The organism is Microbacterium sp. Root180 (assembly GCF_001428485.1).
Taxonomy (GTDB): Bacteria; Actinomycetota; Actinomycetes; order Actinomycetales; family Microbacteriaceae; genus Microbacterium.
On sequence record NZ_LMHS01000001.1, the window covers coordinates 537,041 to 549,476 of the forward strand.

The 12,436-nt window shown below is 70.6% G+C and carries 15 protein-coding genes and 1 tRNA gene; 12 read left to right on the forward strand and 4 right to left on the reverse strand.

The window, feature by feature from the left end; translation table 11 throughout:
• Positions 1–43 precede the first annotated feature (43 nt).
• Genes ASD93_RS02540 through ASD93_RS02555 form a run of 4 tightly spaced genes read left to right on the forward strand, consistent with a single transcriptional unit; the run spans position 44 to position 4,106 of the window.
• Positions 44–2,344, forward strand: a complete 2,301-nt coding sequence (locus tag ASD93_RS02540) for an MMPL family transporter (RefSeq protein ID WP_056118233.1) — start codon at positions 44–46, stop codon at positions 2,342–2,344.
• Entirely contained in the window at positions 2,341–2,919 is a 579-nt protein-coding gene (locus ASD93_RS02545) for an isochorismatase family protein (RefSeq protein ID WP_056118234.1), read from the forward strand. The genes ASD93_RS02540 and ASD93_RS02545 overlap by 4 nt, the downstream gene beginning before the upstream one ends.
• Positions 2,912–3,457 carry a GNAT family N-acetyltransferase gene (locus ASD93_RS02550; protein ID WP_200950569.1) on the forward strand — a complete coding sequence of 182 codons (546 nt, stop codon included), beginning with the start codon at positions 2,912–2,914 and terminating at the stop codon, positions 3,455–3,457. The genes ASD93_RS02545 and ASD93_RS02550 overlap by 8 nt, the downstream gene beginning before the upstream one ends.
• A complete protein-coding gene (locus ASD93_RS02555) occupies positions 3,450–4,106 on the forward strand; it encodes a DNA alkylation repair protein (protein WP_056118236.1) in 657 nt (218 codons plus the stop codon). The genes ASD93_RS02550 and ASD93_RS02555 overlap by 8 nt, the downstream gene beginning before the upstream one ends.
• Positions 4,107–4,143: 37 nt before the next feature.
• Here the strand turns inward: ASD93_RS02555 and ASD93_RS02560 are convergent.
• Positions 4,144–4,215 (reverse strand) — tRNA-Lys (locus tag ASD93_RS02560).
• A 168-nt stretch (positions 4,216–4,383) separates the two neighbouring features.
• Here ASD93_RS02560 and ASD93_RS02565 point away from each other — a divergent pair.
• On the forward strand, positions 4,384–4,692 hold the full coding sequence (locus tag ASD93_RS02565; RefSeq protein ID WP_056118238.1) for a hypothetical protein: 309 nt from the start codon (positions 4,384–4,386) through the stop codon (positions 4,690–4,692).
• Positions 4,693–4,701: 9 nt separating this feature from the next.
• Here the strand turns inward: ASD93_RS02565 and ASD93_RS02570 are convergent, their stop codons facing one another.
• The gene (locus tag ASD93_RS02570; protein ID WP_056118240.1) at positions 4,702–6,048 is read right to left on the reverse strand and encodes a serine/threonine-protein kinase; all 1,347 of its coding nucleotides are present in this window, start codon (positions 6,046–6,048) and stop codon (positions 4,702–4,704) included.
• 201 nt (positions 6,049–6,249) lie between these two features.
• Positions 6,250–6,912 carry a fasciclin domain-containing protein gene (locus ASD93_RS02575; RefSeq protein ID WP_056118242.1) on the reverse strand — a complete coding sequence of 221 codons (663 nt, stop codon included), beginning with the start codon at positions 6,910–6,912 and terminating at the stop codon, positions 6,250–6,252.
• 161 nt (positions 6,913–7,073) lie between these two features.
• Here ASD93_RS02575 and sigK point away from each other — a divergent pair, with 161 nt between their 5' ends.
• The 6 genes from sigK to ASD93_RS02605 all read left to right on the forward strand — a co-directional run bounded on the left by sigK (position 7,074) and on the right by ASD93_RS02605 (position 11,288).
• Positions 7,074–7,676 (forward strand): ECF RNA polymerase sigma factor SigK, encoded by a 603-nt coding sequence (sigK, locus tag ASD93_RS02580; protein WP_200950570.1) that lies wholly within the window; start codon positions 7,074–7,076, stop codon positions 7,674–7,676.
• Entirely contained in the window at positions 7,676–8,512 is an 837-nt protein-coding gene (locus tag ASD93_RS02585) for an anti-sigma factor domain-containing protein (RefSeq protein WP_056119139.1), read from the forward strand. Before sigK ends, ASD93_RS02585 begins: the two co-directional genes overlap by 1 nt.
• A 95-nt stretch (positions 8,513–8,607) precedes the next feature.
• Entirely contained in the window at positions 8,608–8,949 is a 342-nt protein-coding gene (locus ASD93_RS02590; protein ID WP_056119141.1) for a helix-turn-helix transcriptional regulator, read from the forward strand.
• Between the two features lie 67 nt (positions 8,950–9,016).
• Entirely contained in the window at positions 9,017–9,424 is a 408-nt protein-coding gene (locus tag ASD93_RS02595; RefSeq protein ID WP_056118244.1) for a VOC family protein, read from the forward strand.
• Positions 9,425–9,609: 185 nt separating this feature from the next.
• On the forward strand, positions 9,610–10,248 hold the full coding sequence (locus ASD93_RS02600) for a hypothetical protein (protein ID WP_056118246.1): 639 nt from the start codon (positions 9,610–9,612) through the stop codon (positions 10,246–10,248).
• 152 nt (positions 10,249–10,400) lie between these two features.
• Positions 10,401–11,288 (forward strand): aminodeoxychorismate lyase, encoded by an 888-nt coding sequence (locus ASD93_RS02605; RefSeq protein ID WP_056118248.1) that lies wholly within the window; start codon positions 10,401–10,403, stop codon positions 11,286–11,288.
• 19 nt (positions 11,289–11,307) lie between these two features.
• Here the strand turns inward: ASD93_RS02605 and ASD93_RS02610 are convergent, their stop codons facing one another.
• Positions 11,308–11,760, reverse strand: coding sequence for a DUF2867 domain-containing protein (locus ASD93_RS02610; RefSeq protein WP_157536845.1), 453 nt, complete (start codon positions 11,758–11,760; stop codon positions 11,308–11,310).
• Between the two features lie 70 nt (positions 11,761–11,830).
• On the opposite strand from ASD93_RS02610, the gene ASD93_RS02615 reads away from it, so the two are divergent.
• Positions 11,831–12,388 carry a TetR/AcrR family transcriptional regulator gene (locus ASD93_RS02615; RefSeq protein ID WP_056118253.1) on the forward strand — a complete coding sequence of 186 codons (558 nt, stop codon included), beginning with the start codon at positions 11,831–11,833 and terminating at the stop codon, positions 12,386–12,388.
• Positions 12,389–12,436 lie beyond the last annotated feature (48 nt).

The window sequence follows — 12,436 nt, forward strand, 5'->3', positions numbered from 1 at the left end:
ATGGACGTCGCGGTGCGGCCATTTCGCTAGCTAAGCTAGCGATATGGCTACCCCCCACCACGCCCGGAGTACGCCCACCCGCTGGCTCCGGATCGGAATCCCCGCTCTCCTCGTGCTGGTGTGGCTCGTTGTCGGATCGATCGGCGGACCCTATTTCGGGAAGGTCGATCAGGTCTCCTCCAACGACCGCTCGTCGTTCCTTCCGGAGAGCGCCGACGCGACGCAGGTGAACGAGCGCCTGCCGGACTTCCTCGGGGACGACAGCATCCCGGCGGTGGTGGTCGTCACGGGCGACGGCGAGCTCACCGAGGACCAGCTGGCCGACGTCCAGACGCTGGCCGACGACATCGCCGAGGTCCCCGGCGTGCTCGAGGGCGTGTCGCCCGCGATCGTCTCGGAGGACGGTGAAGCGGCTCAGCTGTTCGTGCCGGTCGACGCCTCGGGCGAGGTCGCCGAGATCGTCGACGAGATCCGCACCCTCGTGGACGACGATCTCGCCAGCCCTCTCGAGGGCTGGGTCACCGGGCCGGCGGGCTTCACCGCCGATCTCGTCGCCGGATTCCTCGGGATCGACGGGCTGCTCCTCGCCGTCGCGCTCATCGCGGTCTTCGTGATCCTGGTGATCGTCTACCGCTCGCCGCTGCTGCCCGTACTCGTGCTGCTGACCTCGGTCTTCGCCCTGTGCGTCGCGCTGCTCACGGTCTGGTGGCTCGCCTACGCAGGCATCTTCGTGCTCAACGGGCAGGTGCAGGGAATCCTCTTCATCCTCGTGATCGGTGCCGCGACCGACTACGCGCTGCTCTACGTGGCGCGGTTCCGCGAGGCCGTCGCCGACGGTGACAGACGGTGGGATGCCACGGTCCGCGCGTGGCGCGGATCGTTCGAGCCCATCCTGGCCTCAGGCGGCACCGTCATCGCGGGACTCCTCTGTCTCCTGCTCTCCGACCTCGCGACGAACCGCGCGCTCGGCCCGATCGCCTCGATCGGCATCGCGTTCTCGGTGCTGTCCGCCTTGACCTTCCTTCCCGCGCTGCTCGCGCTGTTCGGGCGCGCGGCGTTCTGGCCGTTCATCCCGAAGGCGCCGATCGCCACGATCCCCGACGACCTCACGCAGCCCGTGAAGGGTCTCTGGCCGCGCCAGGCGCGGTTCATCGCCCGCCACGCGCGCGCCGTCTGGGTGATCTGCACCGTCGTCCTGCTGGTCGGCGCCTTGGGCATCACCCAGCTGAAGGCCGATGGGGTCCCCTCGAGCGACCTGGTGCTCGGGCAGTCCGAGGCGCGCGACGGTCAGGCGGTCCTGGCCGAGCACTTCCCGGCCGGTTCCGGCAGCCCTGTGTATGTGATCGTCCCCGAAGAGGAGCTCGCCGGAGCCGTCGAGGTGCTCGACGGCAGCGACGGGATCGAATCGGTGGCCGTGGCGTCCGAGGACTCGCCCACGGGTCAGGCGAGCGTCGAGCTCGAGAGCGGCGAGCCGGTGTTCACGGCGGTCGGCGCGCCGGGAACTCCCGCCCCCACGCCGACCGTGTCGGCAGGTGATGTCCTCGTGATCGGGACGCTCACCGACGCCGCCGACTCCGTCGCTGCGGAGGACACCGTCCGCGAGCTGCGCACCGACCTCGATGAGGCGCTCGGCGCGGGGACGGCGATCGTCGGCGGCGAGACGGCGACCGACATCGATTCGAACGACACGTCGATCCGCGACCGCACGGTGATCATCCCGGTGATCCTCGCCGTGATCCTGCTGATCCTGATGCTGCTGCTGCGTTCGATCCTCGCGCCCGTGGTGCTGATCGCGACGGTGATCCTCTCGTTCGCGACGGCGCTCGGCGTCGCCGCGCTCGTCTTCGACGGCGTCTTCGCCTTCCCCGGCGCAGACCCCGCTGTGCCCCTGTACGGGTTCGTCTTCCTCGTGGCGCTGGGAGTGGACTACAACATCTTCCTGATGTCGAGGGTGCGCGAGGAGTCCCTCGTGCACGGCACCAGGCGCGGCATCCTGCGCGGACTCGTGGCCACGGGCGGCGTCATCACTTCGGCCGGCCTCGTGCTCGCCGCGACCTTCGCCGCACTCGGGGTCATCCCGATCCTCTTCCTCGCCCAGATCGCGTTCATCGTCGCCTTCGGCGTCCTGCTGGACACGTTCGTCGTGCGCTCCCTCCTGGTGCCGGCGCTCTCGTACGACATCGGACGGGCGATCTGGTGGCCGTCCAGGCTGTGGCGCGACGGCGTGGAGAAGACGGCGGATGCCGCGCCCCGCGGCCCCGCAGCCGAAGACTCGAGCGAGCTGGTCGCCGAGGACGGGCATCCACTCACCCGGGAGGAGTACAGGCGTACGCTCGACTCATGAGCAAGGCGCTGTTCATCGTCGACGTCCAGAACGACTTCACCGAGGGCGGTGCGCTCGGCGTCGAAGGCGGAGACGCCGTGGCCGAGCGGATCACCGGGTTCCTCGCGACGCACGCCGAGGACTACGCCGTGATCGTGGCCTCCCGCGACTGGCACGACGCGCACAACGACAACGGCGGGCACTTCCACCCGGAGCCCGACTTCATCGACTCGTGGCCCGTGCACTGCGTGAGCGGCACCGAGGGCGCCGAGTACGACCCCGCACTCGACACCGCCGCGGTGACCCACCACGTCAAGAAGGGCCAGGGCCGCCCGGCCTACTCGCTCTTCGAAGGAACGACCGACGACGGCGAGACGGTGGCGCACCTGCTCGAAGTGCACGGCGTGGTCGACGTCGACATCGCCGGCATCGCGACCGACTACTGTGTGCGGGCATCGGCGCTCGACGCGATCGAGCACGGCCGCCACGTGCGGATCCTGACCGACCTCGTCGCGGGAGTCGCGGCCGAATCGAGCGACGCCGCGCTCGCCGAGCTCGCCCACGCCGGCGCCGAGCTCGCGGCCTCCGGTGTCTGACGCCCCGGTCCGCGTCCGTCGTGTGCTCGCGACCGAAGGGGAGCGGCTGCGCGCGCTGCGGCTCGAGGCGCTGCAGGATGCTGCGGCCGGGATCGCCTTCCTCGACACCTACGAATCCGCGGCCGCACGACCGGGTTCGTTCTGGGACGAACGCGCCGTCGGCGCCGCGCTGACCTCGTCGACGGCCCAGTTCGTCGCGGAACTCGGATCCGCGTGGGTGGGAACGGCGACGATCCTCGTGCCCGAGCCGGCTCTGCCCGACTACTTCGGACGCGTCCGTGAGGCGGGGACCGCGCTGCTCGTCGCCGTCTACGTCGCTCCGCAGCATCGCGGTCGCGGCATCCTCGCGCGGCTGATCGACGCGGGTGCCGCGTGGGCGGGCGCGCAGGGCTGCGGCATCCTGTTCCTCGACGTCCACGAGGAGAACGCCCGCGCCCGCGCCGCGTACACCCGGCTGGGCTTCACGGCCACCGGACGGACCATCGACGGCCAGAACGGCCGCGAGCTCGAGATGTCGCGGACGCTCGGCGATGCCTGAGCCGACCGCGGCCGCGGTCCGTGCCCGGCTCGAGGCTGCGGCATCCGTCGACGAGGCCGTCAGGACGCGCAAGCGCCTGACGGACGACCGCACCGAGGTCATCGGCGTGCGCATGGGCACGGTCTTCGACATCGCGAAGGACTTCGAGCGGATGCCGCTGGCCGAGGTCGATCGGCTGTTGGACTCCGACGCCTACGAGTTGCGGATGGTCGCGGTGTCGATTCTCGACTTCCGGGCGCGGCGTAAGGGCGCGGACCGGCAGGCGCTCTACGAGCTGTGGATGCGGCGGATCGACCGCATCGACACGTGGGACCTCATCGACAGGTCGGCGCCGCGGGTGATCGGGTGGTACCTCCTGGACCGTCCGCGCGATGTGCTGTTCGAGCTCGCGCGCTCCACCGACCGATGGCACAGGCGGGCGGCGATCACCGCGGCGTTCTGGATCATCCGCGCGGGCGATCTCGACGATCCGCTCGCGCTGTGCGAGCTGCTCGCGGCCGACCCCGAGGCGTACGTGCAGAACAACGTCGGCGTCGCGCTGCGCGAGATCGGGCGGATCGACCCGGGTCGTCTCGAGCAGTTCCTCGCACGGCGGGGAGCGGATCTGACGGCGCACGCTCGGCGCACGGCTCGCTCCGCCCTGATCTGACCGCCGGCAATGTCGGGAGCGGGGGGTAGAAACGGTGTGCCCCCGGAGAATTACGATATCTCGACCCACCGGTTAAAAGCCGGTTGCTCTGCCTCTGAGCTACGGGGGCGGGAGGAGCCCGAGCGACATGACAAGACTCTGCGGCACCTGTCGGAAGTCTAAGCCACTCGCGGATTTCAACCGAAAGGCGGCACGGGCGGATGGGCTCCAGGAAGTCTGCCGAGAGTGCAATCGTGCATCTTCGAGGGAGTACTACGCCCGCAATCGGGAGCAGCACGTGCGCATCGTCGTCGAGCGGACGGCGAGGCGGCGCAGGGAGGCGAAGGAGTTCCTCGTCGCCTATCTGCGCGAGCACCCGTGCATCGACTGTGGGTTGGCCGATCTTCGCGTCCTGGACTTCGACCATCGACCGGGCAGTGCCAAGCGCAACGAGGTCATGGCGATGGTGAAGGACGGGTTCAGCATTCGGAAGCTCTCCGAGGAGATCGCCAAGTGCGACGTGCGGTGCCGCAACTGCCATGCGATCGTCACGTTGGAACGCGGGGGTGATAACTGGCGCTCACGCGCGATGGAGTCGAATACGTGAGCGCACCGCTCAGGGGCCGTTGCCGTTGCCGTTCCCGTTGCCGTTCCCGTTCCCACCGCCGTTGCCGTTGTTGTTGCCCGGGCCGCTGTTCCCGTTCCCGTTCCCGGAACCGCTGTTGTCCGTGCCGCCGTCGCTGGGTTGCGGTGCCGGCTCGTCGACGGGCGTCTCGCTCGGCTGGGGCGTGTCGACGACGCTCGGCACGGGCTCGGGCGTGTCTCCGGCGCCCGCGCGCGTCGACCACCACAGTGACGCGGTCACCGCCCCGATGGCGAGCACCGCGGCGACGACGATGGCGATCAGGACCGTCCGTCGACGCCGATCGTCGGTTCCTGCGGGGCGCGGGACCGCGGTGCCCGACGTCGGCGGTGCGGCACCGGGAATCGGCGGTGGCAGCAGCGCGGTCGGGCCCGTGGCGCTGGCCGCGATGGCAGGGAGTGCGCGTGTCGGGCCGGTCTCCACCACGGGTGCGGCCTGCGTCGCCTGCTCGGCCATCGCGGCGGGCAGCGGCGCGACTCCGAGCGCCAGACGCTCGGCGGTGATGGCCACCTCCAGGGCGGTCGGACGATCACCGGGCATCATCGCGGTCATGCCGCGAAGCAGCCCTCGCCACTCGGGTGCCAACGATTCCGGCACCTGGGGCGGTGCCGCCAGCCGGGCCATCACGGCGCCGATGCCCTCTGCGTCGGCGAACGGCCGCTCGCCGGTGAGAGCCTCGATCAGCAGCAGCCCGAGCGCGTAGATGTCGGCCGGGGGAGCGGGCGCGTCGCCGCGCGCCTGCTCCGGCGCGACGTACGCGACCGTCCCGACGATCATGCCCGGGGTCGTCACGCGCGCCGAGTCGAGCAGGTGGGCGATCCCGAAGTCCGCGAGCTTCGCGCGCCATTCGCGTCCGGGCAGCGGTGACTTCCACAGCAGCACGTTCGAGGGCTTGATATCCCGGTGGACGATGTCGGAGGAGTGCGCCACGTGCAGAGCCTCCGCCAGGTCGACGGCGATCGATGCCGTCTCGGTCGGCGGGAGCGGCCCCTGCGCGATGCGCTCGCGCAGAGTGATCCCTTCGACGTACTCCATCACGAGGTAGTTGGGGCCTTGGTCGGCGATATGCGCATCGAACAGGGTGACCAGGCCGTGGTGATTGAGTGCGGCGAGGAGCGTCGTCTCGGTTCTGGCGCGGTCCACCGATCCGATCGCGTCGACGCCGCGCAGCACCTTGATCGCGACCGTGCGTCCGAGTGCTTCGTCGTCGGCTCGGTAGACGCGCGCCATCCCGCCTTCGCCGATGCGCTCCTTGAGCACGTATCGGTGGCCGAGGATCTCACCGGTCGACAGTTCGCCGGCTTCACGCAGGTCCGACATGGTCCTCCCCGCCGGCCTCGCTGTCGACGGGCATGGATCGTCGGGCCGAGCGACCACCGACGATACGCTCCCGCGCGTTCCCGCACGACAGTCTTGACGCGTGCCCGGGGCACGTGCATGTGCGGGACACGACGAGGCCGCCGGTGCCCCTCGCCAGGCACCGGCGGCCACGCCGCTCGCCGGCCGAAGCCGGCTGGTCGGTTACTGTGCCGGAGGCATCAGCACCGCGTCGATGAGGTAGACCGTCGCGTTCGCCGTCTGCACTCCGCCGCAGATGACGTTGGCGCCGTTCACCATGAGCTCGTCGCCGGAGCCCGTGACCTCGAGGTCCGCGCCCTGCACGGTCGTGTGCATGCCGGCGATGTCGGCCGGGGCGACCTGGCCGGGGACCACGTGGTACGTCAGAATCGACGTCAGCGTCGCGGTGTCGGTCTTGAGCGCCTCGATCGTGGCGGGGTCGATGGCCGCGAAGGCCTCATCCACGGGTGCGAACACCGTGAACTCGTCGCCGTTGAGCGTGTCGACGAGGTCGACCTCGGGGTTGAGCTGTCCGCTCACCGCGGCGACGAGCGTCGTGAGGAGCGGGTTGTTGGAGGCGGCGGTGGCGACCGGGTCCTGAGCCATGCCTGCGACGGAGCCGTCGCCGTCCGGCACTGCCTCGGCGTAGGCCTCGCAGCCGGGCCCGACGAGGTTCGCCGCGGGGTCCATCTCCTCCATGGGTGCTTCCGACTCCTCCATCGCGGGGGTCGAGGGTTCATCCGCCGGCTCAGCGCTTCCGCCCATAGAGCAGGCCGACAGCGCGAAGGTGGCGGCGAGCGCGAGGGCGAGACCGGCTGAGACGCGCTTCTTGGTGATGCGGGACATGGCTTCCTCCTGTTGAGGTCCGGTGCGGACCGTGATTTGCTGGCCCCGCGGTGCGGGGTTGCGCCGCAGGAGCGGCGACACGGGCTCTTCGGAGGCTGGCGAGGAACGGATTGGAACCGGATCGGGATCGAGCGATTCCGGGACCCGGCGACGAGTAGGGCATGCTGGTTCTCATGGTGATCGACGGGATCGACGTGCCGGAGGACGGCGCCGAACCGGTCGACCATGTCGGTGAGCTGCTGCAGCGCGTCGCCGGCGGCGACGAGACGGCCTTCGCACGCCTCTACGACCTCATCTCTCCGCGCGTGTTCGGACTCATCCTGCGGGTCCTGGTCAACCGGGCACAGAGCGAGGAAGTGCTGCAGGAGGTGTTCCTCGAAGTGTGGCAATCCGCCTCGCGCTTCACTCCGAACAGAGGCCAGGGAAGGTCCTGGGTGCTCACGATCGCACATCGCCGGGCCGTCGACCGCGTGCGGTCGGCACAGGCGAGCACCGATCGCGATGTCCGTGCGGGCTTCCGCGACCTCGACGTCGCGCATGACGGGGTGGCCGAACAGGTCGAGCTCCGCATCGAAGGCGAGAAGGTCACGGCAGCGCTCACCGCGCTGCCCGACGTGCAGCGGGAGGCCCTCACCCTGGCGTATTTCGGGGGTTACAGTCAGAGCGAGATCGCGGCGCTCGTGGGTGCGCCGCTGGGAACGATCAAGACGAGGATGCGGGACGGCTTGTCCCGCCTGCGGGCTGAGATGGGGGTGACCGCGTGATGGACGAGAAGGAGTTCGCCGAACTGGCGTCCGGCTTCGCGCTCGACGCACTTTCGCCCGCCGACCGTCGCACCTTCGACGAGGCGCGAGCGGCGCATCCCGAGTGGGACCACTGGGTCGAGTCGGATGCCGCGACGGCGACCGCGCTCGCCGACAGCATCCCTGACGCCGCTCCGCCGCTGACCCTGCGTTCGACGCTGCTCTCCCGCATCGCCACCATGCCGCAGCTTCCCGACCTCGCGGCGGCGGATGCAGCCACGGCCGAGGCCTGGCCCACCGCCGCCGAGGCGAAGGCCGAGGCATCCGACTCTCCCGCTGAATCGCCGGCCGTGGACCCTGCGCCGACGACCGCGACCATCCAGGCGATCTCGCGCCGCAACTGGACGCGCGGTCTGCTCACGCTCGCCGCGTCGATCGTCGTCCTGGTCGTGCTGGGCTTCGGCGCAGCGTCGATCAACGAGGTCGTCAATCGATCGCCCGAGGTCGTCGCGCTCCAGGAGATCGAGGCAGCACCCGATTCCCAGTCGGTCACGGCCGAGCTCGACGACGGCGGCACGATGACGGCGCACTGGTCGGAGTCCGTCGGCAAGGCGGTGCTCGTGTCGGCGGGGCTGCCCGAGATCGCCGACGACGAGAGCTTCGAACTGTGGTTCGTGCGCGATGGCGCGGCGGTCTCGGCGGGCACCTTCGAGCCGACGGAGACCGGCGAGTCGACCGCTGTTCTCGAGGGCACCGTGGAGCCCGGTGACGTCATCGCGGTGACCGTCGAGCCGCAGGGCGGGTCGCCCGACGGCCAGCCGACGTCGGACCCGATCGTCCAGATCCCCACCGCGTGAGGTAGACGGGCCGCCCCCGCCGGTAGCGTGGAGGCGTGGCACCCGCCCCGCAGACGACAGAGACCCTCGTGCACCTTCGACGCGCGCGCGACCTGATGGACCGCGACTACGCCGAACCGCTCGACGTCCCGACCATGGCGGCGAAGGCACTCATGTCGCCCGCGCACTTCTCGCGCGAGTTCAAGGCGGCCTACGGCGAGACGCCCTACGCGTACCTCATGACCCGACGCATCGAGCGGGCGATGGCGCTGCTGCGAGCGGGGACGTCGGTGACGGATGCCTGCACTGCGGTGGGTGCGACGTCGCTGGGCTCGTTCAGCTCGACGTTCACCGAGATCGTCGGTGAGACCCCGAGCTCGTACAGATCGCGGCCGCACGATGCCGCCGAGGCGATGCCGCTGTGCGTCGCGAAGATCCTCACTCGTCCGCGCCGCTGAGCAACCGGACGACGATGGAGCAGGATCGGAGAAGCGACTGCGGACGTGCTCCCCTAGCCTGGCTTCCATGACCAGCATCTCTCTCGCGTACTGCCCCATCACGGTCGACGACGTCGAGGCCGCGATCCCGTTCTACCGGGATGGTCTCGGACTCGAGATCGTCAACGACGTCGCCTACGACGGTCACCGGTGGGTGAGCTTCGGCCTCGCCGGCCAGGAGGGCCTCTCGCTCGTGGTGTCCGATCCGGAGGCGGGCCGCTCGCCCGAGGACGGCGACGCGCTGAAGCGGCTCGTGGTGAAGGGATCGGGCCCGGGGCCCTACGTCTTCTCGACCACCGACATCGACGCGACGTTCGAGCGACTGCGCGCGTTCGGAGCAGAGGTGCTTCAGGAGCCCATCGAGCAGTCTTGGGGCCCGCGCGACTGCGCATTCCGCGACCCGTCGGGCAACCACATCCGCATCAACCAGGTCTGACCCGTGTGCCTGCCGTGGGAGGCCGCCCAGCGCGCGGCGACGGGAGAGGCCGTCGCGAAGGGAGGAGATGTGGCGAGCGGAGGATCGGATGCCGCGTGCCCATCCTCCTTCCGTGACATCCCCTCCTCTCGCGCCGCCGAAGACCGACCGGCCACTCGTGCCGAGCGCCCGGTAGCCTTGACGGGGTGAGCGACGAGTCCAGAGGGTTCCACAAGCCGGTGCGCCGGCCCGCGGAGCTGTTCGATCGACTGTTCGCCGCCGAGGACCCCGCCGAAGTCTCGCGGGTCGCGCACTCCACGGCGCACGCGCTGCTCGCGCGCGTGCGTGCCGACCCCGACGGTGAAGTCGTCGACCGCCTCGTCGCGTTCACGCACGACAACGGCATCGACGACATCGCCGAACTGTGGTCGCGCTCGCCGGCGAAGACGCTGCCGGGTGCGCTGTGGCGGCTGTATCTCGTGCAGCTCTCGATCCACGATGACCCGCGCACGGCCGCGCTGCTGTACGAACGCGGTCGCGCTGAGCTCGCGTCGGTCGACGAGGTGGTCGCCGGTGCTCCGACCCCCGCAGGGCCGGAGGAGCTCGTCGCACTCGTCGACCAGATCCTGCGCGGACTGTTCGAGGGTGACTTCGCCGTCGCGCTCGACCGCGCGGCCGCGTTCTGCCGTGTCCAGGCAGCGGGGGCGACGCATCTCGCCGACGACTACGACGCGACCGAGCCCGAGCGCGCCTCGGCGTTCACGACCCGGGCGCTGCGGCTCTCGGACTACGCCGCCGACCTCTCCGCGTGCGCGGCGCTGTGGCGCCGCGAAGCCTTGACCTGAGCCCGGGAACGATGAAGCCGGGCCGCAGAACGCCTCTCGGCGCGGAGCCGCTCGGAGCGGCAGAAGATGGAGCCCGGGGTTACTGCGGCCCGGCCGATCCAGTGTAACCGAGCGGGCGGCTCCGGCATTCCCGGAAGGCCTAGGCTCGTGCCATGACCTGGCGTTACGCGCTCGTGCTCGAGCCCGCGGCATCCGATGATCCCCGTACCGATTTCGCGACGACCTTCCGCGAGATCGATCCGGAGGCCCCGGCGCTGAGCGTGGGGGAGCTGAGCACGCAGCGCGGCGACGGCATCTTCGAGTCGATCGGCGTCGTCGACGGGCATCCGCAGGAGGTGACGGCGCATCTCGAGCGCCTGGCTCACTCTGCGGCGCTGTGCGACCTGCCTGCTCCGCATCTCGAGCAGTGGCGCCAGGCGGTCGCCGCCGCCGCTGCCCACTGTCCGGCGGCGGGGGAGGGTGTGATCAAGCTCATCCTCAGCCGGGGCGTCGAGCACGGCCCCGCGCCCACGGCGTGGGCGACGGCGGCGCAGGCCGCCGACAACTCGGCGGTCCGCGAGCACGGTGTGCGGGTCGTCACCCTCGACCGCGGCTACGCGATCGACACGCCTGCGCGGGCGCCGTGGCTGCTGCTCGGCGCGAAGACGCTGTCGTACGCGGTCAACATGGCGGCGATCCGCGAGGCGCGGCGGCGCGGCGCCGACGACGCCGTCTTCGTGACCTCCGACGGCTTCGTCCTGGAGGCGCCGACGGCGTCGCTCGTCCTGCGCGTGGCCGACCGGTTCGTGACGCCTGCGCCGAACGCCGGCATCCTCCACGGCACGACCCAGCTGAGCCTGTTCGAGCACCTCGCGGCGCTCGGCCACGCCACCGCGTACGAGACGATCCCCGTCACCGCGCTGGCGGAGGCGGATGCCGCGTGGCTGCTGTCGAGCGTGCGTCTGGCGGCGCCGATCTCGGCCATCGACGGCGTCGAGGTGCCGATCGATCGCGAGCTGACGGCATCCTTCAACGACTACCTCCTCAGCCCGCGCACCTGAATCGGCAGCGGGAGCGGGTTCAGCGAGTCACACCGGAGAGCTCGCGTCGAGCCCGCGCGATCATGCCGCGCATGAGCACGGCGAGCGACAGGCGCAGCGGCAGCGACCACAGACGTGCCCCGCGCCCTTTGAACCGCATGGCGGTCACGACGCGCACGAGCGCGCGCTCCTCGTCGACTCCGACGCCGACGCGCATGTCGACGCGGCGGGCGTCGACCGCGACGAGGGCCTCCTCGCCTTCGACGCGCCGCACCGCGAACACGTCGCACCGGCGGCGTTCGCGTCGGAGCAGCGAGCCGACCACGATCGCGCCGGCGAGCCAGCGCGGGAGCGCCGTGCGGGAGAAGAGGTTGCGCGCCCAGGCGGCCGGGTCCGCCGTGGCGTGCGCCGGGAGCACGTCGATCCAGACGTGGGTGTAGTCGGGGTCGCTGATGTCGGCCAGCGCGAGCGACCAGAACGTCGGTTGTCTCATGACGCCTCCCCAGTGAGCCATACGCCTCCGTATGGAGTCCAGGAGTGAGACTATACGGTACGGTACGGACATGGCAAGGCTCACGCGCGAAGACTGGATCGCCGCGGCGTACGAGCGATTCAGCGCAGACGGCATCACCGCCGTCGCCGTCGAACCCGTCGCCCGCGCCGTCGGCGCGACGAAGGGCTCGTTCTACTGGCACTTCGCCGACCGGCGCGCGCTCGTCGACGCCGTCCTCGAGCGCTGGCGCGAGCTCGAGACCGAGCACCTCATCGCCGAGGTCGAGCGCATCGAGCCGGCATCGGCGAGACTGGGCGGCCTGCTCGAGCTGATCGCACACCGCACGGGCCAGCGCTCGGGGGAGCGCACGCTCTACGCGGATGCGACGGGCCCGGTGCGGGACTTCGTCTCGGCCGTGACCGAGCGACGCGTCGCGTATCTCGCCTCGCTGGTGCAGGCATCCGGCGTCGCACCCGACGAGGCACGCCGCCGCGCCGTCATCATCGTGTCGGCGGTCATCGGCTATCAGCAGCTCGTCTCGAGCGGGTGGGATGCCGCATCCGACCCCCGCTCACTGGTCGACACGCTCCACGCGCTGGCCACCGGAAGCACCACGCACGTCGCCTGAACCGCGAAGACCTCCGCCCGGAGGCAGAGGTCTTCGCGAGGTGTGGAT

What these genes read in the sequence shown, in the direction of transcription:
- ASD93_RS02540 (WP_056118233.1), top strand. Translation starts at nt 44, where the DNA reads ATGGCTACCCCCCACCACGCCCGGAGTACGCCCACCCGCTGGCTCCGG.
- ASD93_RS02545 (WP_056118234.1), top strand. Translation starts at nt 2,341, where the DNA reads ATGAGCAAGGCGCTGTTCATCGTCGACGTCCAGAACGACTTCACCGAG.
- ASD93_RS02555 (WP_056118236.1), top strand. Translation starts at nt 3,450, where the DNA reads ATGCCTGAGCCGACCGCGGCCGCGGTCCGTGCCCGGCTCGAGGCTGCG.
- ASD93_RS02570 (WP_056118240.1), bottom strand. Translation starts at nt 6,048, where the DNA reads ATGTCGGACCTGCGTGAAGCCGGCGAACTGTCGACCGGTGAGATCCTC.
- ASD93_RS02575 (WP_056118242.1), bottom strand. Translation starts at nt 6,912, where the DNA reads ATGTCCCGCATCACCAAGAAGCGCGTCTCAGCCGGTCTCGCCCTCGCG.
- sigK (WP_200950570.1), top strand. Translation starts at nt 7,074, where the DNA reads ATGCTGGTTCTCATGGTGATCGACGGGATCGACGTGCCGGAGGACGGC.
- ASD93_RS02585 (WP_056119139.1), top strand. Translation starts at nt 7,676, where the DNA reads ATGGACGAGAAGGAGTTCGCCGAACTGGCGTCCGGCTTCGCGCTCGAC.
- ASD93_RS02590 (WP_056119141.1), top strand. Translation starts at nt 8,608, where the DNA reads ATGGACCGCGACTACGCCGAACCGCTCGACGTCCCGACCATGGCGGCG.
- ASD93_RS02595 (WP_056118244.1), top strand. Translation starts at nt 9,017, where the DNA reads ATGACCAGCATCTCTCTCGCGTACTGCCCCATCACGGTCGACGACGTC.
- ASD93_RS02605 (WP_056118248.1), top strand. Translation starts at nt 10,401, where the DNA reads ATGACCTGGCGTTACGCGCTCGTGCTCGAGCCCGCGGCATCCGATGAT.
- ASD93_RS02610 (WP_157536845.1), bottom strand. Translation starts at nt 11,760, where the DNA reads ATGAGACAACCGACGTTCTGGTCGCTCGCGCTGGCCGACATCAGCGAC.
- ASD93_RS02615 (WP_056118253.1), top strand. Translation starts at nt 11,831, where the DNA reads ATGGCAAGGCTCACGCGCGAAGACTGGATCGCCGCGGCGTACGAGCGA.